The following is a 25,471-nucleotide window of genomic DNA, read 5'->3' as shown; positions in this document are numbered from 1 at the left end:
CCGTCACATTTCATGCGGAATCGGAACGGATCGAGTATGTCGGGCTCAGGTCACTGCGGCGGCAGGATGTCTGTCTGCGCCGGCACCTCGTCCTGGGGCAGCAACCCGACCGGGCAACTGACGCCCGTCGCATGGACGGGGCAGTAGCCGCCGGGGTTCTTTCCCAGGTACTGCTGGTGGTAGCCCTCGGCGTAGTAGAACGTGCCGAGCGGCGCGATCTCCGTGGTGATCGCCCCGTATCCCGCCTCGGACAGTCGCGCCCCGAACACCTCGGCCGTCGCGCGCGCGGTCGAAGCCTGCGACTCGTCGGTGGTGAAGATCGCCGACCGGTACTGGGTGCCCTGGTCGTTCCCCTGCCGCATGCCCTGGGTCGGGTCGTGGTTCTCCCAGAAGTGCGCGAGCACCCCGGCGTAGGAGATCGCCTTCGGGTCGAACACCACCAGCACCACCTCGGTGTGCCCGGTCCGCCCCGAGCAGACCTCCTCGTAGGTCGGGTTCGGCGTGTATCCGCCCGCGTACCCGACGGCGGTGCTGTACACCCCGGCGAGCTGCCAGAACTCCTTCTCCGCGCCCCAGAAGCAGCCCATCCCGACCACCGCGGTCTGCATGCCGGCCGGGAACGGGGACACCAAGGGGTGACCGTTGACGAAGTGTGCGTCGGGTACCGGCATCGGATCCTGCCGACCGGGCAGCGCCTGGTCCGCGGAGATCAGGTGGGATTTTGCAGACGCGTGGCTGAGGATGTCGTCATACCAGGACATGCTGCGATGTTACTCGCGGTCGGCCGGGCGTCCCCGGACGATTCGCCGCCGACGGACGACTCGAGACCCGCCGACGGCTCGGGACCGGCCGCCGCGGCGGTCGCCGACCGCGGCCCCCAGATCCGGGCGGCGAGGTCGCCCACCCAACGCCCGCCCGGCACCTCCACGAACCGGTACATCGCCTCCGACGCCAGCGCGGTCACCAGCAGGAACGCCAGCACCGCGCCGGTCTTGCCCACGTGCCCCACGGTGAGCTCGTAGACCCGGTACAGGATCAGGGTGTGCAGCAGGTAGATGGCGTAGCTGCGGGTGGCGACCCAGCGCACCACCGGCCACCGCCCCGCCGCCCCGTCGAACCGGGCCAGGGCCAGCACCGCCGCCGTGACCACCACGATCGTCCACAGGTAGCGGTCGCCCGACCAGTACACCCGGATGTCGGTGGCCAGGCGCACCACCTCGAACTGCGCGATCATCGCCACCACCACCCAGCGCCACGACGCCAGCCGCGCCCAGCCCAGGTAGATGATCTGTCCGATGAACAGCGCAGGCAGGGTGGCAGCGACCTTGCCGAGCATCGGCACCGAGTACGGCTGCGGCACGAACTGGTTGTAGAGCAGGACCAGCGCGCAGAGCACCGAGCCGAGGATCGGGACCGCGACGGGGACTGCGCGCAGCAGCGGCCGGGCGGCGGCGAGGTAGAGGTAGAAGATCACCTGCACCACCAGCGTCCAGACCACGCCCAGCACCGCGACCTCGGGCTTGAGGAAGAAGCCGCCGAGCACGAAGCTCAGTGCCACCTGCGAGTTGGTGACCGTGTCCTGGGGGCTGAACATGCCGTTGACGCCGAGCCGCACCAGCACCACCGCCAGCGCGATCGCGACCCACAGCCCGGGCAGCAGCCGACCGACCCGGTTGAACAGGAAGCGGCCGGGGGTCTGCCGGGCCGCCGAGGCCGTGAGCATCAGACCGGTCAGCATCATGAAGACCGCGACGCCCAGGAAGGACAGGTGCTGGTTGAGCCCGCCGTCGTCGACCAGGGTCTCGTAGACGACGTCGATCAGCCACCAGCCGGTGCCAAGGTCGTCGATGAGGTACAGCGAGATGTGCGAGTAGAGGACGGCGAGGACCGCCAGTGCCCGAAGAAGGTTTGCGCCCCCGAAGTTGATCCGCGAGGCCGGCGCGGGCGCCGTCGCGAGAACCTGTTGCTGTCGGGGCACCGCCAGAGTTTAAGGTTCCGTTCATCTCTTGGACGAATCCCGGACGATGTCTCCCGCGTCACTGACCGGCCCCGACGCCGCCGCACGGGTGCTCCCGACCGCGGGCGGCGGTTGCGGACGGTGTACGAATGGGATTGGGTTACAACCCAGAAGCACCAAAGCAAGGTACACACCGGGCGTTCGCGCGCCCGTAAGGAAGGGACCCCCGTGTCTGTCTACTCGCTGCCTGAACTGCCCTACGACTACGCGGCACTCGAGCCGCACATCTCCGCGAAGATCATGGAGCTGCACCACAGCAAGCATCACGCGGCCTACGTCGCCGGCGCCAACGCGGCCCTCGAGAAGCTGGCGGAGCTGCGCGCGTCCGACACGCTCGCGCCCGTCGTGAACCTGCACGAGAAGAACCTGGCCTTCCACCTCGGCGGCCACACCAACCACTCGGTGTTCTGGAACAACCTCTCCCCCGAGGGTGGCGACAAGCCGGAGGGCGAGCTGGCCGCCGCGATCGAGGACCAGTTCGGCGGCTTCGACGCGTTCCGCAGCCACTTCTCGGCCAACGCCAACGCCATCCAGGGCTCCGGCTGGTCCATCCTGGCCTGGGACTCCATCGCCCAGCGGCTGATCATCGTCCAGCTGTACGACCAGCAGGGCAACATCTCCATCGGCCTGACCCCGCTGCTCATGCTCGACATGTGGGAGCACGCCTTCTACCTCGACTACCAGAACGTCAAGGGCGACTACGTCAACGCCTTCTGGAACATCGTGAACTGGGCCGACGTGTCCGCGCGCTTCGACCGCGCCCGCACCCAGACCGCCGGTCTGATCGTCTAGTCACAGCCGTCACCGACTCCGCCGCGTCCCGCTCGTCCGGGTCGCGGCGGAGTCGTTTCCGGTGGGGTCGTTCGGCCGCCGTGGTCGTATTGTTGAGAGCGTGACTGTGACCGCGGACACACTCGTCGAAGGACTCACGTTCCCCGAGGGCGCGCAGTGGCACGAGGGCCACCTGTGGTTCTCCGACACCCACGCCGGCGAAGTGCTCGCGTACGACCCCGCCACCGGCGCCCTGAACACCGTGGCCGAGGTTCCCGGCCGCCCCGCGGGACTGGGATTCCTGCCCGACGGCCGCCTCCTGATCGCCTCCACCCGCGACCGGCTGGTGCTGTGCCGGGACCCCGGCGGCGCGCTGTCCGTCTACGCCGACCTCTCCGGCATCGCCGTCTGGCACCTCACCGACATGTGCGTGGACCGCCGCGGCCGCGCGTACGTGGGCAACAGCGGCGACGACAGCACTCCCCCGGCCCCGCCGCGGCCCGCCGACCTCGCGATGGTCGAGCCCGACGGCACCGTGCACGCGGTCGCCACCGACATGATGTTCGCCAGTGGCATGGTCGTGACCGCCGACGGCGGCACCCTGGTGGTCGCGGAGACCCGCTCGACACCCGGACGCCTGACCGCGTTCACCGTCGAACCCGACAGCAGCCTCGCCCAGCGCCGGGTGCTGGCCGAGTTCGAGACCGGCATCGCCCCCGAGGGGCTCGCCATCGACGCCGAGGACGGCATCTGGGTGGCGTCGCCGTCCGGGGGCGAGGTGCTGCGGGTCGACGCGGCCGGGGTCGTCACCGACCGGCTGGTGGTGTTCGACTCCCACGCGGTGGCACTCGGCGGCGCCGACGGCCGCGACCTGTTCGTTTGCACCTGCGAGACCCCGATCCCGGAGGAGGCCGAGGCGGAGCGGTCCGGTGCGATCCGGCTGCTCCGGGTGGAGGTGCCGGCGACGCAGTACTGAGCGAAATCCCCGCCGCGGCGCCCGAGTTGTCTGGTTGCCGCGGTCGGCGCATCCTGGAAGTAGCCGGGCATGGCCCGGGTGCGCGATCCGGGATCGAGGGGGCGGGCATGAGCAGAAACGAGTACATCGGAGTCTCGCCCTTCCACTCCGCGGGTTCGTTGCGGGGGTTCGTCATCTCGGGCCGGTGGCCGGAGACCACCAAGGAGTGGGCGCAGCTGCTGGTGTTCACCGTGCGCATCGCGTCGGTGCCCGGACTACTTTCCACCTCAACGGTTTTCGGTGCCCACGAGGAGCTCCCGGAGAACCCCGCACCGGACATGGTCGGCCTGGTCGTCGCCGAGGGTCCGGTGATCGGCAAGTCCGCGGTCACGCCGGGCTGTTTCGCGGACCACCAGCCGCCGGCGCTGCTGATGCTGCACCCGCCGTCGGAGACGCTGCCGTCGCTGCCCGAGTGCGTGGGGGCGGCGTCGGGCTGCGTCCTGCTGCCGGGGCTGCCGTACCTGGGGCTCGACCACCGGGCGGCCTGGGTGGAGGCCGAGCCCGACGGCACCGTGACCTCGATGGTCAGCCGGGTGAGCCTGGACCCGAACTGCGACCCCGACACCGCCGTTTTGGCGATGCTGCTCGCCGCCTGACCCCTCCCGGAAGTTCAAAGTTTGGCTTCCCAAACTTGTTGTGCGCTTTGTGGTTTCGCAGAGTCGCCGGTAGGCTCGACAGCAACGAAGGGGAGTAGCCCCCAATCGAGCAGTCGACATACTGGCAGGCGCCGAGCATCGGCCAATGCCCGGCTGCCCGGACCGGCACCGCCGGTGGGCGAGACCTTCGGCCGTCGACGCACCCGCGTCGGAGGCCGGAGGAAGGTCCCCAACATCCTCCGAATCGAACGAAACGGAGGATCCACGTGCTTGCCGCCCTGCTGTTGAGCTTCGGCGTCATCTTCGTCGCCGAGCTCGGCGACAAGTCCCAGCTGATGGCCATGACGTTCGCCCTGCGCTACAAGTGGTGGGTCGTGATCGGCGCCATCACCGCCGCGACCACGGTGGTGCACCTGGTCTCGGTCGCCGTCGGCCACTACCTGGGCGCGGCCCTGCCGACGAACCTGATCAGCATCGTCGGCGGCATCGCGTTCGTGGGCTTCGCGGCCTGGACGCTGCGCGGCGACAGCCTCACCGACGACGAGCAGAACAAGGCCGCACGGGTCGGCACCTCGGCGTTCCTGGCGGTCGCGTCGGCGTTCTTCCTGGCCGAACTCGGTGACAAGACGATGCTCGCCACCATCACCCTCGCGGCGGACAACGACTGGGTGGGCGTGTGGATCGGCTCGACGATCGGCATGGTCGCCGCCGACGCCCTGGCGATCGTCGTCGGCGCGGTCCTGGGCAAGCACCTGCCCGAGCGGTTCATCCAGCTCGCGGCCGCGACCCTGTTCCTGGTGTTCGGCGTGATGCTGCTGCTCGACGGCCTGTTCCCCGGCTCCCCGGCCGGCCCGATCGCCGCCGCGACGATCCTCGCGGTCGCCGCGCTCGCGGGTGCCGTGCACCGGGTGCGGTCCCGGGGCGCCCGACCCGAACCGGTCGAGGAGACTCGCACGCCCCTCGACCGGTAGGAGCACTCAGGAAGCCGAGCTGCCGCCCCCCGGCATGGGCGTCACCGGCTCGGGCTCGTACTCGCACCAGTCGCCGACCGTGGTGCTGTTCTCACTCAGCGCCGGCCAGTCCCGGGGCGCGAGACCGGTGACGGTGACCCCGAAGCCACCGCTCAGCACCGATCCGATCCTCGCCGTCACGGGGACGATGTACTCGACGATGACGCGAGTAGGTACCGGCCAGCTACCCGTGACGGTCACCGCCCCGGTCTTCTTGTCGACGGACGTCGCAGGATCGGGCCACCTGTTCCACCAACGGTTCACCGGGTCGTACGACGACACGTCGATGGACGCCAATGACGACCCCGCCGGCAGGTACGCGGTGACTCGTTCGACGGATCTCGCATTGTCGACCGATTCGATGTTGATCGTCGATTGGATGAGTTCACCGGGATATGCCGTGGCCTTGACATCGTTGTTCGCCGTAATGCCCTCGAACTCCCGAACTGCACGGGTGTACCGAGGGTCGCAGTAGGGCAGTTCCGCATCCACGGAACCCGCCGCCAACATCGGCACGAGCCCCACGAAGGCCGGAAGAAAGTCGGCCGATCCCGCTTCTGCCACAGCAGTACCGCTGCCCACGGTCAGCCCACCGGCAACGACCGCGGCTGCGGCGAGCATCGACACACCCCGCCGCAGCCGAATCTGCTGATCACTTCCTGTCATTGACACGATCTCCCTCCGCGGCGGGAGGCCGACGAGCCCGATGCCCACCCCCTCTCCCGCCCTCCCGCAGACTGTAGGTGATCTGTCTGGCTCGTCACCGCGAAACCAAACCGCAGTCTTTGCGCAGTTCACGGCGTTAAACGTCACATCACAACCGCCACGACACCGGCGCGGTCCGGGCGACCAACCTGATCAGCATCGCCGGCGGCGGGCGTCGCGTTCCTCGGGTTCGCGGCCTGGACGCTGCGTGGCAACAGCCTCAACGAGGACGAGGGGAGCAAGGCCACCCGCGTCGGCACCCCCGCGTTCCTGGCTGTCACGTCCGCGTTCTTCCTCGCCGAACTCGGCGACAAGACGATGCTCGCGACCATCGCCCTCGCCGCGGACAACGACTGGGTGGGCGGTGTGGGTCGGCTCGACGGTCGGCATGGTCGCCGCCGGCTCGATACTCGCGGTCGCCGCCATGTCCGGCGGAGTCCGCTGGGTGCGGTCACGGCGAACTGCCGCACCACCGGTCGAGGAAGTCACGCGAGCCCCTCGACCGGTGAAAACAATCAGGAACCCGTGTCCCCGAGCACGGCGCCGACGAGCGCGGTGATTCCGAGCGACGCGCTCCCGAACGGTCCCTCCATGAACTCCTGGTGTGACCTGGTGTTCCCCGTCGCCGCCCACTTCCCCGACACCGGGGAGTCCGTGCCGGTGAACGTGATCCGGCTGGTGCCGTCCTCACCCACCTCGGTGACCCGGTAGGTCATTGTCATGTAGATCGTGTTGAGTGTCGCGTCGTTCGGAATCACCCAGCCGTCGCCGGGCGCCGTGATCGTGACATCCCCGGTGACCGGATCGACCGCAGTGGTCTGGTCCAACCGCCGCGACCCCGAAGTCACCTCGACTGCCCGGAACTCCATGCCGCGCGGAACATGGTGTGTGACGGTGGTGATGACCCGGTCTGGTTGCGAGACATCGGGGGTGGGGTTGGAGTCGAGGGGATACTCGAGAGAGAACCACATCCGAAACTTCACTTCCTCACCCGGTGCGGCTCCGTCGGGTCCGTAGTAGCCCAGATAGGTGTCCCCGACCTTCACAACGGAACCGAACTCCTGACCGTCGCAGGGCGTCAATAGCTCTGCGCTGCTGGGCCATCCGAGGTAGGGCGGCGGGCAGTGCGTGTCCCAGTGACCGCTGCTTGAAGCTGCTCCCGCGGTTCCGACCCCCACCGTCATCCCACCCGCAGCAATCGTCAGCGCCGCGAGCACCGCCCCACCCGCACGCATCAGATGTCCACCCATCAACAACGTCTCCTTCAACGGTTTGACAGGGCCGACCCCTCGCCCACCCCCAAATGCCCGCCCAGCGTAAGGGGCAGAACAGACCACCATCACAAAACGACAGAAACACCTTTTCGCAGCTCAAAGCGTCAAACGATTCGCGGGTCGGCGCACCTGTGGCGGCGGCGGTGGCGGCGGCGGTGGCGGTGGCGGGCTGCCCACCCCCGCTACACCAGGCGCCACCACGGCCGGCGGGGCCCGCTTGGGAGCCGCCCCGACGAGTCCGCGCTACCGGACGAAGAGGCTCACAAACCCCTCGACCGGTAGCGCGCGGCCATCGTACGTACGGGTGGCCGCTGGCGAACGTCGACGCGAAGACCCCTACCCGAATTGCGCCTGACCAATGGCCAGCCCTGCCCCCAGATTGCGTCACAGTATGCCGAAATACCTTATTCCACAACGGAATTTGATGGCCATAGCTCGCCGGCCGAAGCGTTGACCACCCGGGTCCGGTGGAGTCATCCACCGGAAACGAAGCCTTGCGAGCGGCGTCGGTGACACTGCACGTAAGGCCGCGCGGGTCGGCACCTCGGCGTTCCTGGCCGTTGCCTCGGCGTTCTTCCTCGCCGAACTCGGCGAGGAAGACGATGCTCGCGACCATCACCCTCGCGGCGGACAACGACTGGGTGGGCGTGTGGATCGGCTCGACGATCGGCATGGTTGCCGCCGACGCCCTGGCGATCGTCGGCGCGGTCCTGGGCAGGCACCTGCCCGAGCGGTTCATCCAGCTCGCGGCCGCGACCCTGTTTCTGGTGTTCGGCGTGATGCTGCTGCTCGACGGCCTGTTCCCCGGCTCCCCGGCCGGCCCGATCGCCGCCGGCGTGATCCTCGCGGTCGCCGCGGCGGCGGGTGGAGTGCACTACGTGCGGTCCCGGCGGTCAGTCGCCGTACCCACCGAGGGGGCTCGCGAACCCCTCGACAGTTAGCGGGGTCAACGGCGGGTCCGCCGGAGCCGCGTCACCCGTGGGCGACGCGGCGGTGGCGATCGCTAACCCAGGCTGCCGAACCCGCTGAGATCCACGGGGATGACCTGCGTGGCCCCCGTCGCCATCCACCCCTCCGACGCCGGGACGCCGGTGCCGGTGAACGTGACCCCGCTGGTGCCGTCGGCGACGAGTTCGGTCGCCTTGAAGGCTGCGCGGACCGTGACCTGGCCGGAGACGATGCTTCCCGCGCCATTCTCCCTGGTCGCGACGGCCCAGCCGTCGGCGGGCGCCGTGACCGTGACATCGCCGTTGACGGGGTCCACCACTGCGGTCGAGTCCGGGCTCGTCCAGATAGTCGGCTCCGGATAGAAGTTGGGTGTGTAGGAGTACAGCGAAACTCCGACGAATTCGAAACCCTTCGGGGTATGGAACGTCACGTTCGTCACCGCGGCATCGGGGAGGGAGGCCTGGGGTCCAGCATCGCCGACAGAGAAACTGGCACTCAGCCAGGCATTCTGACCCACCACCAGCTCATCGGAACCAGCGAAGCTCATTCTGAAGTCGCCGACCCTCTGCTCGGCGGCCCAGAACGTATCGTTGTCGCAAGCCACCTGGGCGCCACCGTAGGGGTCACACTGCGGTACTCCGGTGCTGCCTGTCGACACCGCCCCCGCGCCTCCCACACCCACCGTGACCCCGCCCGCCACGATCGCCAGCGCCGCGAGCACCGCGCCACCCTTACGCACAAGATGTCCACCCATTGACACAAACTCCCTCCGTGCCGGGGACCCGACGAACCCAGTGCCCGCCCCCACCCCGACAGCCCGCCAAGACAATGGCGCGTCCGGCCTCGGCATCGAGGAATCGGAAGACCAGTTTGCGCAGGTAAAAGCGTTAAACACCGCTCCGAACGGACCTCGGGACACAGGCTCCCCTCGCCGCCGCGGCGCCCACGACTTTCACAATCCGGAACCCCCGGCCCGCCGGCGCCGGAACGGAACTCGCCACCACGTCCCCGCCAAGCCACTTTGATGTCACGGCCAGTGCGCCCACCGCCACGCCACCCATCGGTGGCGTGGCGGTGGCTGTCGCTAACTCAAGCTGCCGAACCCGCCGAGATCCACAGGGACTACCTTCGTGGTCCCCGCCGCCATCCACCCCTCCGACGCCGGGACGTCCGTGCCGGTGAACGTGACACCGCTGGTGCCATCGGAAACCAACTCGGTCGCCTTGTATGCCAATTTGACGACGACAGTGCCGGTGAGGATGCCGTTGTTTGTTTCGGTCTTCGGGGCCGCCCAGCCACCGGCGGGCGCAGTGACCGTGACATCACCTGTGACGGGATCCACCACGACGGTTGCTTCCAGGGGCGTGAAGACGGACGTGGCTGGATACAACTCGTACTTCGCGGCGGTAACCGTGGCCCCCGTGAATTCGAAACCTCGCGGCGCGTGGTGAGTGACGCTCGCAATGGCTACCTCAGGTTGGACATCCTGGTAGTCGCTGTCCCCGGCTTCGAACTCTGATGTAAACGCGATCTCTTGACCCAGTACGGCCTCGTCGGGACCGTGGTAGGCCAGCCGAATATTGCCGGCCTTCTCGACTTCGTAGAACTGCCCGTCGTCGCAAGCGAGCTGAGCACCCTCGGGGGCGCAAGGAGGCGCAGAGCTTCCCGGCCCCGAACTTCCCGTTGCATTCGCGGTACCCGCACCGACCGCAAGGCCGCCGGCTGCCACCGCCACGGCGGCGAGAATCGATGCACCACGACGCATCATGTTGTTGGACAAGGCGTTTCCCCATTCCGACGTTCAATGACCGGGCGTCACTGCGATCCAACGCCCCCCGACCAGGCCAGGGTAGAGCGAAAAAGTACATCCCACAGTCGAATTCGATGATCACTTTTCGCAGGCCGCAACGTTCAACGCCGCTCCGGAAGGCGGGGACTCGCTTCACCACAATTCCACCCGCACCTCCCGCGCCACGGGTGCCGCCACGCGGCGACGAGGGCATCCAGTTGTCCGTCGAGGCGAGAGCTCCAGTCGGGCGACAGCCGCGCCGGACGAGCGGATCCGTCGGCCGGAACGGAGACCTGTGGGCGGCCGCGCCCCCTTCGTCCGTACGCCCGGGCCCGCGTCGAAAGAACCCCGATCCTGCACTACGAACTGAACCGGCTTCCGCACGCCCTGACGACCATCGGGCACCTGGTAACAGAACCGTGCTGCGTCATGTTGAACCAGGCATGACGCTTCACGAATCGGGCACCGCCTCGACGCGTCAGCGGATCACCGTTGGCCGCGCCGAGGCGGCGCACCGCATCGACTTCCTCACCGCCCGGCTCGCCGAAATCATCGAGGGATCGCACCTGACCACCGACGACGACGAGCACGACCCGGAGGGCGCGACCGTTGCGTTCGAACGCGCCCAGGCCGCGTCGCTGCTCGCCGAGGCCCGCCGGGACCTGGACGAACTCGCCGAGGCCGAGCGGCGCCTCGATGCAGGCACCTACGGCATCTGCGAGAGGTGCGGTGACCCGATCGGCCGGGAGCGGCTGGAGGCCCTGCCCGGCGCCCGGCGGTGCATCGGGTGCGCCTGACCCGTCGGCGACGGACAGCGCAACTCCGGGCGGCAGTCGAGGTGGTGGCCGCGACCGCCGAGGGCCCACGACCACCCCCGGCTCATCAGGAACCGGAACTGCCGAAGGCATCTTCGTACGGGCCGTAGATTTCGGTCAACGCCCCGTCCATCGGCGGCTATCCCCGGGTTCCGGTCAGCCCGGTCGCCTCGAACGTGACACCGGAGGTAACGACGTCACCGTCCCTGACGAACAAGGGGACTCGACAAGCGACACCCACCTCGAGTTCCGGATCCGTGTTGCCGGTCCAGTGCGGAATGGGCCGCCCCTCGCCCGGAGGTGTGATCGTGACGGCACTGATGGCCGGATCCTGAGCGGCGTGGCCCGCCTCCACCGGTGGGCGCTGGTACACGCCGTCGACGTAGCCCCAAGCGACTGACTTCGACGCCCGTCATCGCGAACCCGGTCGGCAAATGATCGACGCCTTCGTCAGGTTCCTGTCCGGACCATCGCTCAGGTGGAAAGTAGTGCTGTACCTCCACACTTCACCCGGCGATACCTCCATCACGACGCGCCGCAACACGTCGACAGTTCCCGCGCAGATTTCGAGAGCCCCCGGCAGCACTGGCGCCCAATCGACTCGAGACCGAGCGGTTCCGTGAATGATCGGATATCCGTCGGCCGCGCAGCACGGGACTGACAAACGGCGCTCGCGGTGCCCGTCCCGACAGTGAGCCCCCCCGGCGACGACCGCCGCGGCGGCAAGGATCGATGCATCGCGGCGCATCAGAGTTCTTGACATGGAAATACCCCATCCGCCTTGCGATGACCAGGCCCCACTGCAATCGGACGCCCCCCGACCGCGCCAGAATTGGGTGAAAAACCCAACCCCACAGTCGAATTCGATGATCACCGCTCGCAGGCCACAGCGTCATACGCAACAGAGGGGTGAGCCCGCTCAGCGATCGGCGACGGCCGAGATCCGTCGCAGCAACGCCGAGAGGGTCTCGCGGTCGCCCTCGTCCAGCCCGGCGAGCAGTTGCCGGTCCAGTTCGAGGCGCCGCGGGAACTGCTCGTCCACCAGCGTGCGGCCGGCGTCGGTCAGCTCGAGCAGCACCACCCGGCCGTCGCGCTCGTACGGCCGGCGCCGCACCAGCCCCTGTGCGACCAACCGGTCGGCGTGCTTGGTGGTGGCGGCGCCGCTGACCATCGTCACCGCGGTGACCTCGCTGGCCCGCAGCGGCCGTCCGCTTCGGGCGAGCGCCCCCAGCACGTCGAACTCCGCCCGCGTGACCCCACTCGGCGCCAGCATGTCATCGAGCCGGGCCAGGGCCTGCGCGCCGATCCGGCTGATCCGGCCGATCACCTCCACCGGGGACATGTCCGCGGCCGGGTACGCCCGGGCCCACTCGCCGCGGACACGGTCCACGAAGTCGTCATCGGTGGCACCCATGCGCACATCGTAGCGACGAGCCCAATTCTATTTCACACTTAATTTACCAGTGAAATATATGTACCCTGGGCAGGTGCCCGACTCCCCCACCACTCCCACCACCCGACCCGGCCACCTGCGCCGGTCCGGCGCCGCGCTGGCGCACGCGGTGTCTGCCGCCGCCTGGCGCGGCGCCCTCGAGGTCCGTCCCGCCGACGCCACCGTGGCGCCCTCCGTGCGGGTCGGGATCGCCGCCGCGGTGACGCTCGTCGCGGGTGGCCTGCTCGGGCAACCCACGCTGGCCGGGGTCGCCGCCCTGGGCGCACTGACCTCGGCGTTTGCCCGGCACGAGCCGTACCCGAGGCTGGCCGCGAAGCTGGCCGTCGTCGGGGTCAGCCTGGTCTCGTTCGTCGCGCTCGGGGCCGTCGCCGGTGCCGCCGGCCTTACCGCGGGCTGGCAGATCGCCCTGCTGTCCGCGGCCGCGGGCCTCGCCTCGCTGGTCCTGGGCGCGTTCCGGATCACCGGCCCGGGCGCCGTCATCTTTGTCTTCGCCGCCATGGCCGCCATCGGCTACACCCACACGGCCGCGGACATCGCGGCGATCACCCTCGCGGTCCTCGCCGGCGTCCTGGTGGGATGGGCCGCCGCCCTGGCGCCCGCCGCGTTCCTGCCGATGGGCGCCGCCCGCCTGGCGACGGCCCGCGCACTGGCCGCCGTCGCCGGGCTCGACGGCCCCGGACCTCGGGACCCGGCCGCGGCCCGCGGCGCCCTCGCCCACGCCCGCGAGGTGGTCGCGGTCAGCGCCCGCGGCGAACAGAGCACCGCCCACGCCCGCGACCTCATCGCCCTGCTCGCCGACGCCGACCGCGCGGTGGAGCGCTGGCTGACCGACGGTGGCGCCGACCGCCTGCACCGGGTCGCCACGCACGAGCGTGAGCTCCGTAAGGTCAAGCGTCGCATCGCTATTCCCTCACCGGACGACGCGCCGGAGCTGCCCCCGGTCGGCGGGTTCCTGGCAGACGGGGTGCGCCGGCTGCGCTCGTGCGGACTCCTCGCGAACGGCGCGCGCATCGCCGTGGCGTCGGCGCTCGCCGGCTGGGTGGCCGCGGCCGGCGGCCTCGGACACCCGCTGTGGGCGTCGCTCGGCGCCATCGCCGCCATGCAGGGGCTCACCTTCAGCCACACCGTGCAGCGCGCCATCGCCCGACTACTCGGCAACATCGGCGGCGCGGCGATCGCGGCGGTTCTCATCGCGGCCGCCCTGAGTTACTGGCAGGCGGTCGTCGCGATCGTGGCGCTGCAGGTGCTGGCCGAACTCCTGGTGGTCAAGAACTACGCACTGACCTCGCTGGCGGTCACCCCGATGGCCCTGCTGATGGTCGGGCTGGGCACCCCGATCACCCCGGACATCGCCGTCCCGCGGGTGCTGGACACGCTGGTCGGCGCGGTGGTCGGGGTCGTGATCGCGGCAATCACCCTGCGGCGGTCGATCCATTCACCGACCGCGGGATGACCGCGCCGGCCATACAGGCCGGTCGCGGCCACCCGGGCGTGACAAACCGGGCGGACGAACCGATCAGGATCCGCCACTGCCGGACTCCTAACTGTCGGGCTGAACCCGCGTGTTTCCCGTCACCAGCCAATCGCCCGTGGGCGAAACCCCGGTACCGGTGAAGGTGGCGCCGTGATCACCATCTGCGCCGCGCAGCGCGTCGCCCGCCTTGTACTTGAAGCGGAAATTGATGTATTGATCCATCGCCCAACCCCCCGGCGGTGCCGTCAGAGTGACAGCCCCTGTTGCGGGATCCGACGTCACGGTCCAGCTCAACGGCGCGACCTTGAGGTTCGAATACTCCGCTCCGACGAACTCGAACCCCTTCGGCGGCTGATGGGTGACGCTCGTGACGGCCAACGCCGAATCACCACTGGATTCACGATCCCGGTAGACCCAGACGTCGTATGCGGCATCGCCCTGGGGTGCTACTACCTTCGGGCTCTGGAGCCCGATCCCCAAGTCTCCGGCATCGACGTACTCGTACGCCCGGGGCTCCCAGCACGTGAGACGGGGGGGAAGGTCATTGGGCGTGCACGTCCGGAGCAACCGTTGCGCGACCTCGTCAGGCAACCATGATGTCGACCCGGTACTCCCCTCCGCACCCGCAGCGCCTGGGAGTTCCACGGCCGATGCCGGCCCCCCGCCGACGGCCAGACCGCCACCGAGCAGAGCCGCCGCGACAAGAGCGGACGCGCCACGGCGCGCCAAGGTTCGAAACATTCGGTTCCTTCGTTCGAGGTTTGGGGACGGGTCGCCACACTGATCGAACGCCCCCCGACCGGGCCATCGTAGAGCGAAATCCATTTCCCTACAGATGAATTCGGTGATCATCATCTGCGAGTCAATGGCGTTGAACGCAAAGGGGATCCACACCGGAAGCTACGGTGTGCGAGTGCGGTCCGGACGGCGCCAATTTCGATTCGTTGCGGCCACCCGGAGTTACCAGCAGGCGAATCGTGGCGTCGCAGGTGCTCGCCGAACTCCCAGCGGTCAAGAACCACGCGCTGACCTCTCCGGCGGTCACCCGATGGCCCCGCTGGGCACTCCCATCCCCCGGAGGTCGCCGTCCCGGGGGTGCTGGACACCCTGATCGGCGCGGTGGTCGGGGTCGTGCCCGCAGGTCCGGCCCACCTGCTTACTGACCCTGGTGGAACTGGTCAGCTACCCACGTACTCCCTCGGCTCCCCCTTGGGAAATGCGATTTCCGGAGGGATCCCCCGCAACCAGGCACTCAATACCTCTGCGCTGGTCGGGAGGGGGATGGGGCAACCGAACTGGACAGACGGACACCCCGTCCAGATATCGGCAGGGTCGATGGAGCCGCTCGCAATCCCTGCGCCGAGCACGGAACCGGCACCTAGGTCCCCGACGGAGCCGATCACTCCGCCTGGGAACTCCTGGGCCGACGCCGAGCCCGCCCCTAGCGCCAGACCGCCACCGAGCAGAGCCGGGACACCTGGCTCGGCGACGGGGAAGGGCGCTGGCTCAGTGACTTCGAGGCGGCCGAACTGCTCGCCGCGACAAGAGCGGACGCGCCACGGCGCGCCAACGTTCGAAACATTCGGTTCCTTCGTTCGAGGTTTGGGGACGGGTCGCCACACTGATCGAACGCCCCCCGACCGGGCCATCGTAGAGCGAAATCCATTTCCCTACAGATAAATTCGGTGATCATCATCTGCGAGTCAATGGCGTTGAACGCAAAGGGGATCGACACCGGAAGCTACGGGGTGCGCGTGTAGTCCGGGCGTCCAATCGGCACCCAGCGGCTCGACACTTCACGGTGCGGTTCGGGGCAACCTGGCGAATGACTCCGCAGCAGTCGCCGTACCCCGCCGAGTGCCCGAGCGCCGCGGAGCAGAGAGCGGTCAATGACGAGGTACGGCGACTGCGAGAAGTGCAGCCGCGCAATCAGTACGGAGCGGTTGGATGCGCTACCCGCGGCGGCCATCCGAAAATCCGGGTGCCCGCCGCCTCACTGATTACCGGAGCGGTAGCGGCAGATGGCGGGGCCCTCGACAATCTCGAGGCCGGCCCCATCCATCACCGGCCAGTCCTGGGGTGCGAGCCCGGTGGCGGTGAACCCGACGCCGCTCTCCTGGACCGATCCGATCTCGACCGTCCACGGAACGTCGTACTCGAAGAGGAAACCCGGGTTGCCCAGACGGAACGCGTCGTCTCTGGCAGGCCAGTTCCCCGTGACCGTCACCGCTCCGGTCTGCCGGTCGATGGACGTCGGGGGCTGGGTCTCCGTCCTGAGTTCACCCGTATCCAATTCCCGCCACTGGATCCGGACAGACCTGAGCTTGTACGCCGCCGAGGGCGGGTAGTCGGTGACACGCTGGACATTCTTGGTCTCATTGCCCGCGACCTCGAACCAGTCAAGGCTCTCGAACGAGGATCCTGGAACTGCCGGGGAGATGACGGTCTTCTGCGCCGTGACATCCCCCGCCTGCTTCGGCGCGGCGTACCTGTAGAAGTCGCCCGGGCATCCGGGTAGATCAACCGAGCCGGACACGAGCGGCAGGAAGTACCAGAGGTCGGCGGACCCGGCCGCCGTTGCCGTCCCGACGCCCGCCGTCAGCCCGCCGGCAACGACCGCGATCGCGATCGCGGCGAGCATTGACGCACCCCGCCGGATCCGACTCTTCGACAATGTCGAGCTTGTTCGCACAGGAGGACTCCATTCAATGAGTGGCGGGCAGACGCCCCGACCGGCCAGAGCACAGGGACCGCACGCCCGCCCGGGCACCGAAACAGGAAATCGACGTCTCCGCAGGTCAAGCGTTGTACACAAAGACTTCGCCCGGCCGGATCGGCGCCCCGACCGCACCTTTCGGTGAACCGTCCTTAACCAGACTCGGGGCAAGGCGCTATCGTTCAGGTCACTACCGGCTGGCCAACGGTGGCCGCCAGAAAAGAGGATCGAACAGTGGAACTCCAGGGAACCGCGGCACTGGTCACCGGTGCGGCATCCGGCCTCGGCGCAGCCACCGCGAAGCGCTTCGCCGACGCAGGCGCCACCGTCTTCGGGCTGGACCTGGCCCAGTCCATCGAGCGGGCCGGCGACAGCGTCCCGGCCGGCGTCACCCTCATCCCCACGGACGTCACCAGCGGCGACGAGGTCCAGGCCGCGATCGAGCAGATCGTCGCCTCCGGCGTGCCGCTGCGCACCGTCGTCAACTGCGCCGGCGTCGGCTGGGCCGGCCGCATCCTGTCCAAGAACGGCCCGCACGACCTCGAGCTGTTCCGCACCGTCATCACCGTCAACCTGCTGGGCACCTTCAACGTGATGCGCCTGGCCGCCGACGCGATCGCCAAGACCGACGCCGTCGACGCCACCGGCCAGCGCGGCGTGGTCATCAACACCGCCTCCGTCGCGGCGTTCGAGGGCCAGATCGGCCAGATCGCGTACTCGGCGTCCAAGGGCGGCGTGCACGGCATGACCGTCCCGGCCGCCCGCGACCTCGCGCAGTTCGGCATCCGCGTCAACACCATCGCCCCCGGCATCATCGACACCCCGATGCTCGCCGGCGTCACCGACGAGTACCGCAAGGGCCTCGAGTCCGGCGTGCCGTTCCCGTCCCGCCTGGGCCGTCCGGACGAGTACGCGCAGCTCGCGCAGATGATCGTCGAGCACGACTACCTCAACGGCGAGACCATCCGCATGGACGGCGCCCTGCGCATGGCGCCGCGCTAGAGAAGGCCCTTCGCCCATCGGTGCGGTTGCGGACGACACCCGTCTCCACAACCGCACCGATGCCGCCTCCTCGGCGGACCGACTCGCATCGATCGAGCGTGTCGTCGGAACGTGTCACGCGGACCATCCACCCGGGAGTCCCCGGCCGGCGTTCAAGCCCTCAAGCCTGAAACCTGAACGCGTCCAAGCAGCGAACCGACTAAGAACCGAACGTCGTATGTCGGAATGCCGTCTCTCCGAACAATATTTCCAGCACCCCGACGGAGCGATAGGAGCAAATCGGAGGTTGCCTCATCAGACATCCCCCCTCGCTGGAGCCCAGATGCAGATCCCCATCCACGGAACCGAGCACGACGGGCGGGGCTTCCGCCGCCGACGCCGTGCCCCCACCGGTAGCCAGAACACCACCGAACAACGCAGCGGCAACAACAAGGCGCGCGCCGCGGCGCGCCATGATTCGAGACATTGAAAACTCCCCTGTTCACAGTGTGACGACAGGCGCCCAGATCCACCGGACCCCCCGACGCGCACCGTAGAGCAAGGTGCCCTCCCCTGCTTCCGGAATGTCCGAGATGCCGCAACATCCCGATCGCCGTAGCGCAGTCAACTGGAACAGCTGACGCTCACAACTCCGACGCGAGCGGAATCTCGGCCTCCGCGCGCTCGGTCATCCACTCCCGCAACACCTTTGTCGCCCGGACGTCGTCCTCGTTGTAGACGAACAGCCGCTCGCGCTGGTCGAGGTTCGGCTGCCCGTCGTAGCCGACCGCCTCCCGGTACCAGCTCATCGACGCCTCGCCACCGGCCTCCGCGTCCCGCCAGTTGAACCCGGCCACCGGCGCGATCTTCTTGAGCCCCTTGCCGTTCGGACAGACGAACTGCTCGCCCACCGCCTGGTAGATGTCCACCCAGTGCGGGCCGTCGATGAACGTCCGGACCTGCTTGACGGTGGGGATCCCCGGCATCCCGGCGAACCGGGTCGCCGAGTCCAGCAGCCACTTGTCCTCGGCCGCACGCGAATAGCAGTACGCGGCAAAGGTTTTCCCCTGCGCCAGCGTCGCCTCGAGGGTTCCGGTCAGCCAGTTCCAGAACTCGGCGAAGGAGCGGGCCTCGTCCCGTGTCGGCAGCGGGTCCCAGGTGACGAACGGGCGGTACGGCTCGGTGACCCCGCCCTCCGTGAGCAGCGTGCCCCACAGGTAGGCGCCGTGCTCCTGGTAGCTCTCCATGTCGACGTCCACCTCGACGTCGGCGCGCTGCACCGTCACCGTCTCGTGCCGGCGCGCCAGTGGCACCCCCGCCAGCCACGCGCGCGCGATCACCACGGAGTCGGCGAAGCCGTTGCCCTGCCAGTCCTCCGGCGCCGGCCCGTCCCAGGCGGCCAGCGCGTCGATGGTGTCCACACCGGCCGCGCGCAGCACGTCCGCCCGCGACCCCGACGCCACCAGGCTCACGTCACGCGCCTGCGTCAGCTCCGCCTTGCACGCGTCCCACCAGGGGCAGGACCGGCACTCGCCGATCTGCGAGGGGACGGTGGCGAGCTCGCCGCGGGCGACGGCGATCCGGTCCGCGAACCGCTCGTCGTACTGGTCCATCACCGCGGCCAGGTCGTGCACCAGGATGCACTCGCCGCCGTACCCGATGGCACCGCCGAGCATCGCGGGGCTGGCGTGGCCGCGGCGCTCGAGCATCCGGTACAGCTGCGCGAGCCGGAACTGGTCGCGCAGCTGCGCGCGCACCTTGCGGGTCTCGTCGACCGCGGGCTCCCAGGCATCCAGGCCGGAGGTCACCGCGCCGCTGCCCGGGTCGGTGACCTTGTGGTTGACCACGATCACCGGGAAGTAGCCGCCCCGCTCGGCGTCGCGGACCAGCAGCTCGGCGCGGCCGCGCCGGCCGGTGTCGAACTCCAGCGGCAGCACCGCACCCCAGATCCGGTCGGCGCCGTCCGCGCAGGCTGCCAGCGTGGCCGCGGCCCGCTCCCGGGCCGGCGCGGCCGGGTCGACGACCACCCAGCGCAGTCCGTCCGCGTCCATCAGCCGTTGCCGCATCGCCTCGCGGTGCGCGCGGGCCGCCTCGCGGCGCTGCTGGACGCCGACGTCCTCGGGGACCGACGCGACCGCCGCCGGGTGCGCCGCGTCGAGGTGGACGCGGTGCCGGCAGCTCGTCAGCGCGCGGGGGTCGATGAGCACCGGTGGTGACTGCCCCTGCGTGGGCGGGGGCAGTTCGGCGACGGCCGCCTGCGGCTGGTCCTGCGGGTCTTGCGAAGAAATCACAATGAAAGAGATTATGGTCCGCCGCACCGACAAGCCGCATCGCTTCACCGCGGCGCCATGCCCCCGCCGCGCCGGGCGGTGTCGCGGATACGCTGTAGCGGACACGCGCGCCGGTGTTCGCGCACCCGAGACGAGGGGCTCTACGCATGGGTTTGTTCCGGAAACGCAAGACACGCGCGACCCGCCGTGCGGAGGCGAAGGCACTCAAGACGAAGGCCAAGATGGAGGCCAAGCTCGGTGCCCGCAACGACCGCAAGAAGATGAAGTCCGACTCGAAGTCCACGAAGAAGATCGAGAAGGCTCAGATCTCGGCGCTGAAGGCACAGGAGAAGGCGGCTCAGCGCGGGGGCAAGCTCAGCGTCAGCCAGGTCCGCAAGTACATCGGCATCGCGCGGCTGCTCACCCCCGTGCTCGCCCCCCTGATCTACCGCGGCGCGGTGGTGGTGCGCGGCCAGCTCGACCAGCAGCGGGCCGCGAAGATGGGCATCGCCGCGGAGGAACTCGGCACCTACACCGGGCACGGCGCCCAGCTCAGCGCCCGGATCGCGGGGGCCGAGCGCTCCGCCAACGACATCGCCGCGCAGTTCAACGACGCCGAGACCGTCGCGTTCACCGCCGCGATCCGCGGCCGGCTGACCGAGCTGAGCACCGCCGTCCGGGCGGCCGAGCAGATGCCGACGCCGCGCCGCCGGGCCGCGCACCACGCGATCGCCGCCGAGCTCGACGGCGTCGAGGCCGACCTGCTGGCACGCCTCGGCGTGCGCTGACCGAAGCCGAACCAGGACCCCCGAAACCGATGACCGCCCCCCGCACCACCCCCACGGCCCGCATGCGCGGCGCCGCGGTGGGGGCGCTCACCGCGGCGATGGCCGTGGCGGGGCACGGCTTCGGGGGCGGCGGCTTCCCGTCCACCGCGGCGCTGACCCTGCTGGTGCTGGGCTGCGCCGGCGTCGGCGCGCTCACCGGCAGCATCCGCGGCGGTGGCGTCCTCGCGCTGCTCGGCGCGCTGGCCTGCGGGCAGCTGGTCGGGCACCTCGCGTTGTCGACCGCGCTAGCGCATCAGCACGCCGGCGCCGACCTGTCCCCGCGCGGGCTGTCGATGGTCCTCGGGCACGCCGCCGCCACGGTGGTGTGCGCGACCCTCATCCGCGCGGCGGAACGGCTGTACGGGCCGATCACCCGGGTGCTGCGGGCCCTGCTGCGGCCGACCCCGGCACCGCCGCGGGCCACCGCCGGCGCCATTCGCGCCGCCGGGGTGGGCGCCGCCGGGCCGATGCTGCTCGACTTCGCCATCTCGAGACGGGGACCGCCCGCGGCGGCACGCGCCTAGCCGCCACTCCCCCAGGTCTTCCTCCCGAGTAGAAACGACAACCACACAGATGAACATCTCCCTTTCACGTGCCCTCGTCACGGCCGGCGCGGCCGGTGGCGTGCTGCTGCTCGGCTCCGGTGTCGCCTCGGCCCACGTCGGGGTGAGCGCACCCGGCGCCGCCCAGGGCGGCTACACGGTGCTCACCTTCAAGGTGCCCACCGAGTCCGACACCGCGGGCACCACCAAGCTGACCGTCACCCTGCCGGGCCTGAAGTCGGCCCGGACCGAGCCGATGCCGGGCTGGACCTCGCAGGTCGTCAAGGACCCCGCCACCCAGGCCGCCACCGAGGTCACCTGGACCGCGGACCCGGGCGTGGCCGTCGGCCCCGGCCAGTTCCAGCAGTTCCTGCTGTCCGCGGGCCCGCTGCCCAGCGAGGACACCGTGTCCTTCCCGGCGGTGCAGACCTACAGCGACGGCAAGGTCGTCTCCTGGAACCAGCAGCCCGGCCCCGACGGCGCGGAGCCGGACAAGCCCACCCCCAGCCTGACCCTGGCCGCGGCCGAGGAGGGTGACGGCTCGCACGGCGCGAGCACCTCGACGGGCGACGAGCCCGACGCCGCCGTGGACACCACCGCCCGCTGGCTCGGCGGCGCCGGACTGGTGCTCGGCGCGCTGGGCGCGGCCCTCGGCATCGGCGCCACCGTCCGAAGCCGTCGGGCATGAGCGCCCGGATCCGCGTCCTCGCGGTCGCACTGCTCGCTGTTCTCGCCGCGCTGCTCGGCGGGGGCGTCGCCGCCGCCCACTCGGCGGTGACCGCGTCCAGCCCGGAGAACGGGGCCTCGGTGGCCACCGGACCCGACCAGGTCACGCTGACGTTCAACGAGCCCCCGCAGTCCAGCTTCGCGACGCTCACCGTGGTGGGCCCGGACGGCAACCTGTGGTCGAAGGGCGAGCCGACGGTCCAGGGCCAGACGGCCAGCGTGCCGGTGGGGCCGCTCGGCCCCGTCGGGGAGTACACGATCGCCTACCGGATCACCTCGGCGGACGGGCACCCGGTGAGCGGTACCAGCAAGTTCACCCTGACCGAGCCCGGCACCGGTACCCCCGGCCCCAAGCCGGGCGGCGCCGCGGCCGAAGGCTCCGACGACAGTTCCGACGGACTGCCGCTGTGGCCGTTCATCGCGGCCGCCGTGGTGGTGTTCGCGGGCGGGCTGGCGTTCATGCTGCGCCGGCCCGCCAAGGACTGACCTCGATGGGCCGGGCGGGCGCGCCGCGGACCGGTCCGCGGTGGCTGCTGCTCGCCGGGCCCGCCGGGCTGGCCGGCGTCGGCCTCGCCTGGCTGTTGGCGACGCCGTCGGGCCCGGACCCGTCCAGCGCGATCCGGCTGCTGTCGGTGCTGCTCGGCTCCACGGTGCTCGGCCTGGCGGCGCTGGAATGGCTCCAACGCGGGGACCGGCGGCCGGTGGTACCCCGGGCCGACCTGTGGCGTCCGGTGGCGGCGCTGGCCGGCGCCTGGTCGGTGGCCGAGGCGGCGCTGCTGGTGTCCGCGGCCGCCGAGACCGCGGAACGGGCGCCGGGCGTGCTGCCCGCCGCCGCGTTCGGCCGGTTCGTCGGGGAGATCAGTGCCGGACAGATCGGCGCGGCGGCGCTGGCCTGCACCGCCGCGACCACCGTCTTCGCGGCCGTCGCGTTCCGGCTGGGCGCGCCGTGGTCGCCGGTGCCGGTGGCGGTGCTGGCCGGGTTCGCGTTGGCCGCCCGCCCGGTGACCGGGCACATGTCGGCGCAGACCCTCGGGTCGGCGTTCGTGGCGGTGCACGTGCTGGCCGCCGCGCTGTGGCTCGGTCCGCTGGTCGCGATGGCGATGCTGGTGCGCGGTCGCGGCGGCTGGGCGCTGCTGCTGCCGCGCTACTCCACCCTGGCGTGGCGGTGCGTGGCCGCGCTGGCCGTGACCGGGACCGTGGACGCCGCGGTACGGCTCGGCGGTCCCGGCGCCCTGGTCGACACCGGGTACGGGCGGATCGTGCTGGCCAAGGCCGTGGCACTGGTCGCGCTGGCCGGGCTCGGCTGGTGGTGGCGTCGCACCTGGGTGCCGGCGGCGGGCGCACACCGCACCCCGGCCGAGGAGTCGCTGCGCCGCGCGACGGTGGAGGTGCTGGCGCTGTCGGTGGCCTTCGGCCTGGCCGCGGCGCTGGCCACGACCGCCTGACCGGTGTCGGTGGGCGGGGCTAGAAAGGAACCATGCCCACCGAGCGCGACGCACGCACGCTGATGCTGGCCCTACCCGAGGCCGAGGAGGTGGTGGTCGCCAACTGGGGCGACCAGCCGACCTTCCGGGTGCGCAAGAAGATGTTCGGGCTCGTCGGGTACGGCGCCCCGACGGTGTGCCTGAAGGCCACCCGCGACGACCAGGCCGCGCTGATCGCCGAGAACCCGGACGTGTTCCTGGTGGCGCCGTTCTTCGGCCGGTGGGGCTGGATCGACGTGGTGCTGGCCCGGGTGGACCCACAGGAGCTGGCCGAAGTGGTCGAGGAGGCCTGGCGGCTGACCGCCCCGAAGCGCGTGATCGCGGCGTACGACCGCGACTCCGAGGCCACCTAGTCCCGGCGCGAGCTAGTCCCGGCGCGAGCGCGCGTTGAGCGCGGTCGCGCTGACCAGTCCTAGCGCCAGGAACCCGGACGCCACGAACAGCGCGGTGCGGGTGGAGTCGCCGAAGCCCTCCGACAGCGCGGTGGTGACCTCCGGCCCGGCCGGCCCGAGCTTGCCCTGCTCGCCCTGCTCACGCAGACCGGAGATGGTGCCGCCGGCCGAGTCCCGGGTCGCGGTGACCAGCTGCTCCTGCACCGGCGGCGGTACCGCGGTGACCGGTTCGAGACGGTCGGTGAGGTTCTGCGCCAACGAGATCGAGAGCACCGCACCCAGGATCGCGGAGCCCAGCGCGGCGCCGAGCTGACGGACGGTGCTCTGCGTGGCCGACCCCTGCCCGGACTTCTCGGTGGGGATGTCGGCGAGCACCGTCCCGGTCAGCTGCGCCGACGCCAGCCCCAGCCCGGCGCCGTACACCGCCAGCAGCACCGCCAGCAGCCACGGGGACACCGTGGAGGAGATGAACACCGCGACCACGGCCACCCCCACCGCCTCTAGCGCCAATCCCAGGATCACGGTCTTCGGCGCACCGAATGCGGCGGCGACGTGCCGGGCCGCCGCGCCGGAGGCGAAGGCGCCCAGCGCCATCGCGGCCAGCACCAGACCGGCGCCCATCGTGGTCAGGCCGAGCGCGTTCACCAGGAACAGCGGCAGCACCAGCAGCAGACCGAACTCGCCGATCGCCACGGCCAGCGCGGTCAGGTTGCCCCAGGTGAACGTCGGCACCGAGAACAGGGTCAGGTCGAGGATCGCGGAGCGGTGGCTGCCGCGGGCCCGGTGCCGCTCCCAGACCACGAACAGCACGAGGGCCGCCACGCCGATCGCGCCGACGACCGGGACCACCGACACCGGCGCGTCCTGCGGCCACTCGATCCCGAACACGCTGAACGGCGCGATCGGCTTCCACCAGCCGAGGCTCTGCCCCTCGATCAGGGCGAAGATGACGCCGCCGAAGCCGATCGCGCTGAGCAGCAGGCCGTCCACGTCGAGGCCCGGCTCGGTGATCTTGGCGCGGGTCTCCCGCACCGCGAACAGGGCGCCGATGATCACGGCGATCCCGATCGGGATGTTCACGATGAAGATCCACGGCCAGGTGAAGTACGTGGTCAGCCAGCCGCCGAGCAGCGGACCCACCGCCGCCATGCCGGAGATGACGGCGCCCCACACCGCGAACGCGACGATCCGGTCCTTGCCCTTGAAGGTGGCGTTCACGCTCGACAGCGTGGTCGGGAGGACGAACGCGCCGCCGACGCCCTGGACCACCCGGGCCACGATCAGCGAGGTGGCGCTGCCCGCGGCGGCGGCCATCAGGCTGCCGGTCATGAACAGCAGCACGCCGACGATGAACATGCGGCGGCGTCCGAGCCGGTCGCCGAGCCGTCCGGCGGTGAGCAGCAGCGCGGCGAACACCACCGAGTAGACGCTGTTGACCCACTGGGCGTCCGTCAGGTCCAGGTTCAGGTCGGTGATGATCACCGGCAACGCGACACCGACGATGGTGCCGTCGACCACGATCATCGACAGGCCGGCGGCGAGGACGCCGAGCCCGATCCAGGCGCGGCGGTCCGCCCGTGGTCCGGTGTCGATCTCGGTGGAATCGGTCGACATCGCTGACCTCCAGGCTCGAAGCATCTGTCACCGAACGACTTCGGGACCGTCT

At 70.2% G+C, this 25,471-nt stretch carries 25 protein-coding genes and 2 pseudogenes; 16 read left to right on the top strand and 11 right to left on the bottom strand.

Going from position 1 to position 25,471, the window contains the following annotated elements; genetic code table 11:
* Window positions 1-50: 50 nt before the first annotated feature.
* Both msrA and RT2_RS08680 read right to left on the bottom strand, forming a co-directional pair.
* Entirely contained in the window at window positions 51-761 is a 711-nt protein-coding gene (gene msrA, locus RT2_RS08685; RefSeq protein WP_072844368.1) for a peptide-methionine (S)-S-oxide reductase MsrA, read from the bottom strand.
* Window positions 710-1,927 carry an acyltransferase family protein gene (locus RT2_RS08680; RefSeq protein ID WP_083577255.1) on the bottom strand — a complete coding sequence of 406 codons (1,218 nt, stop codon included), beginning with the start codon at window positions 1,925-1,927 and terminating at the stop codon, window positions 710-712. The genes msrA and RT2_RS08680 overlap by 52 nt, the downstream gene beginning before the upstream one ends.
* 258 nt (window positions 1,928-2,185) lie before the next feature.
* Between RT2_RS08680 and RT2_RS08675 the strand changes: the two genes are divergently transcribed.
* From RT2_RS08675 to RT2_RS08660, 4 genes are all read left to right on the top strand, one after another.
* Window positions 2,186-2,809, top strand: a complete 624-nt coding sequence (locus tag RT2_RS08675) for a superoxide dismutase (RefSeq protein WP_072844366.1) — start codon at window positions 2,186-2,188, stop codon at window positions 2,807-2,809.
* 100 nt (window positions 2,810-2,909) lie between these two features.
* Entirely contained in the window at window positions 2,910-3,764 is an 855-nt protein-coding gene (locus RT2_RS08670; RefSeq protein WP_072844364.1) for an SMP-30/gluconolactonase/LRE family protein, read from the top strand.
* A 107-nt stretch (window positions 3,765-3,871) separates the two neighbouring features.
* Window positions 3,872-4,399: a peptidase gene (locus tag RT2_RS08665; protein ID WP_072844362.1), complete on the top strand. Its 528-nt coding sequence runs from the start codon at window positions 3,872-3,874 to the stop codon at window positions 4,397-4,399.
* A gap of 266 nt (window positions 4,400-4,665) precedes the next feature.
* Complete coding sequence (locus RT2_RS08660) at window positions 4,666-5,370, top strand: TMEM165/GDT1 family protein (protein ID WP_072844361.1); 705 nt, start codon at window positions 4,666-4,668, stop codon at window positions 5,368-5,370.
* A gap of 6 nt (window positions 5,371-5,376) precedes the next feature.
* Here RT2_RS08660 and RT2_RS08655 read toward each other — a convergent pair whose 3' ends face one another.
* Window positions 5,377-6,222: a hypothetical protein gene (locus RT2_RS08655; RefSeq protein ID WP_139191101.1), complete on the bottom strand. Its 846-nt coding sequence runs from the start codon at window positions 6,220-6,222 to the stop codon at window positions 5,377-5,379.
* A 60-nt stretch (window positions 6,223-6,282) separates the two neighbouring features.
* Between RT2_RS08655 and RT2_RS25050 the strand changes: the two are divergent.
* Window positions 6,283-6,547: pseudogene (locus tag RT2_RS25050) on the top strand (TMEM165/GDT1 family protein); the annotation flags it as partial.
* A gap of 82 nt (window positions 6,548-6,629) precedes the next feature.
* Here RT2_RS25050 and RT2_RS08645 read toward each other — a convergent pair.
* Window positions 6,630-7,364, bottom strand: coding sequence for a hypothetical protein (locus tag RT2_RS08645; RefSeq protein ID WP_139191100.1), 735 nt, complete (start codon window positions 7,362-7,364; stop codon window positions 6,630-6,632).
* Window positions 7,365-7,899: 535 nt separating this feature from the next.
* Between RT2_RS08645 and RT2_RS08640 the strand changes: the two are divergent.
* A pseudogene (locus RT2_RS08640) lies at window positions 7,900-8,329 on the top strand (TMEM165/GDT1 family protein); the annotation flags it as partial.
* A gap of 62 nt (window positions 8,330-8,391) precedes the next feature.
* Here the strand turns inward: RT2_RS08640 and RT2_RS08635 are convergent.
* Window positions 8,392-9,057, bottom strand: a complete 666-nt coding sequence (locus tag RT2_RS08635) for a hypothetical protein (protein ID WP_139191099.1) — start codon at window positions 9,055-9,057, stop codon at window positions 8,392-8,394.
* 363 nt (window positions 9,058-9,420) lie between these two features.
* Window positions 9,421-10,116 (bottom strand): hypothetical protein, encoded by a 696-nt coding sequence (locus tag RT2_RS08630; RefSeq protein ID WP_139191098.1) that lies wholly within the window; start codon window positions 10,114-10,116, stop codon window positions 9,421-9,423.
* Window positions 10,117-10,568: 452 nt separating this feature from the next.
* Between RT2_RS08630 and RT2_RS08625 the strand changes: the two genes are divergently transcribed.
* Window positions 10,569-10,922, top strand: a complete 354-nt coding sequence (locus RT2_RS08625) for a TraR/DksA family transcriptional regulator (RefSeq protein WP_072844351.1) — start codon at window positions 10,569-10,571, stop codon at window positions 10,920-10,922.
* Window positions 10,923-11,859: 937 nt separating this feature from the next.
* Here RT2_RS08625 and RT2_RS08615 read toward each other — a convergent pair.
* Window positions 11,860-12,354 (bottom strand): MarR family winged helix-turn-helix transcriptional regulator, encoded by a 495-nt coding sequence (locus RT2_RS08615; RefSeq protein ID WP_072844347.1) that lies wholly within the window; start codon window positions 12,352-12,354, stop codon window positions 11,860-11,862.
* Window positions 12,355-12,412: 58 nt separating this feature from the next.
* Between RT2_RS08615 and RT2_RS08610 the strand changes: the two genes are divergently transcribed.
* Window positions 12,413-13,846, top strand: a complete 1,434-nt coding sequence (locus RT2_RS08610) for an FUSC family protein (RefSeq protein ID WP_072844345.1) — start codon at window positions 12,413-12,415, stop codon at window positions 13,844-13,846.
* Between the two features lie 87 nt (window positions 13,847-13,933).
* On the opposite strand, the gene RT2_RS25365 is transcribed toward RT2_RS08610, so the two are convergent.
* On the bottom strand, window positions 13,934-14,245 hold the full coding sequence (locus RT2_RS25365) for a hypothetical protein (protein ID WP_139191097.1): 312 nt from the start codon (window positions 14,243-14,245) through the stop codon (window positions 13,934-13,936).
* A 1,615-nt stretch (window positions 14,246-15,860) separates the two neighbouring features.
* Entirely contained in the window at window positions 15,861-16,508 is a 648-nt protein-coding gene (locus RT2_RS08600; RefSeq protein WP_072844341.1) for a hypothetical protein, read from the bottom strand.
* 309 nt (window positions 16,509-16,817) lie between these two features.
* Between RT2_RS08600 and RT2_RS08595 the strand changes: the two genes are divergently transcribed.
* Window positions 16,818-17,585: an SDR family NAD(P)-dependent oxidoreductase gene (locus RT2_RS08595; protein ID WP_072844339.1), complete on the top strand. Its 768-nt coding sequence runs from the start codon at window positions 16,818-16,820 to the stop codon at window positions 17,583-17,585.
* Between the two features lie 322 nt (window positions 17,586-17,907).
* A complete protein-coding gene (locus tag RT2_RS25785) occupies window positions 17,908-18,054 on the top strand; it encodes a hypothetical protein (RefSeq protein WP_169888227.1) in 147 nt (48 codons plus the stop codon).
* A 154-nt stretch (window positions 18,055-18,208) separates the two neighbouring features.
* Here RT2_RS25785 and RT2_RS08590 read toward each other — a convergent pair whose 3' ends face one another.
* On the bottom strand, window positions 18,209-19,804 hold the full coding sequence (locus tag RT2_RS08590) for a TM0106 family RecB-like putative nuclease (protein ID WP_072844598.1): 1,596 nt from the start codon (window positions 19,802-19,804) through the stop codon (window positions 18,209-18,211).
* A 197-nt stretch (window positions 19,805-20,001) separates the two neighbouring features.
* On the opposite strand from RT2_RS08590, the gene RT2_RS08585 reads away from it, so the two are divergent.
* The 6 genes from RT2_RS08585 to RT2_RS08560 are packed head-to-tail and all read left to right on the top strand — an operon-like array spanning window position 20,002 to window position 23,766.
* Window positions 20,002-20,622 (top strand): DUF6474 family protein, encoded by a 621-nt coding sequence (locus tag RT2_RS08585; RefSeq protein ID WP_072844337.1) that lies wholly within the window; start codon window positions 20,002-20,004, stop codon window positions 20,620-20,622.
* Between the two features lie 29 nt (window positions 20,623-20,651).
* On the top strand, window positions 20,652-21,185 hold the full coding sequence (locus RT2_RS08580; RefSeq protein ID WP_072844335.1) for a hypothetical protein: 534 nt from the start codon (window positions 20,652-20,654) through the stop codon (window positions 21,183-21,185).
* A 49-nt stretch (window positions 21,186-21,234) separates the two neighbouring features.
* A complete protein-coding gene (locus tag RT2_RS08575; protein ID WP_072844333.1) occupies window positions 21,235-21,891 on the top strand; it encodes a YcnI family copper-binding membrane protein in 657 nt (218 codons plus the stop codon).
* A complete protein-coding gene (locus RT2_RS08570) occupies window positions 21,888-22,415 on the top strand; it encodes a copper resistance CopC family protein (RefSeq protein ID WP_072844331.1) in 528 nt (175 codons plus the stop codon). The genes RT2_RS08575 and RT2_RS08570 overlap by 4 nt, the downstream gene beginning before the upstream one ends.
* A gap of 5 nt (window positions 22,416-22,420) precedes the next feature.
* The gene (locus tag RT2_RS08565) at window positions 22,421-23,374 is read left to right on the top strand and encodes a CopD family protein (RefSeq protein ID WP_072844329.1); all 954 of its coding nucleotides are present in this window, start codon (window positions 22,421-22,423) and stop codon (window positions 23,372-23,374) included.
* 32 nt (window positions 23,375-23,406) lie between these two features.
* The gene (locus RT2_RS08560; protein WP_072844327.1) at window positions 23,407-23,766 is read left to right on the top strand and encodes an MmcQ/YjbR family DNA-binding protein; all 360 of its coding nucleotides are present in this window, start codon (window positions 23,407-23,409) and stop codon (window positions 23,764-23,766) included.
* 12 nt (window positions 23,767-23,778) lie between these two features.
* Here RT2_RS08560 and RT2_RS08555 read toward each other — a convergent pair whose 3' ends face one another.
* Complete coding sequence (locus RT2_RS08555) at window positions 23,779-25,419, bottom strand: DHA2 family efflux MFS transporter permease subunit (protein WP_072844325.1); 1,641 nt, start codon at window positions 25,417-25,419, stop codon at window positions 23,779-23,781.
* Between the last annotated feature and the right edge of the window lie 52 nt (window positions 25,420-25,471).

Source organism: Rhodococcus tukisamuensis NBRC 100609, assembly GCF_001894985.1.
Classification (GTDB): domain Bacteria; phylum Actinomycetota; class Actinomycetes; order Mycobacteriales; family Mycobacteriaceae; genus Rhodococcus_G; species Rhodococcus_G tukisamuensis.
The sequence above is the reverse complement of the archived record's forward strand: the minus strand, read 5'-3'. Positions and strand labels throughout refer to the sequence as shown.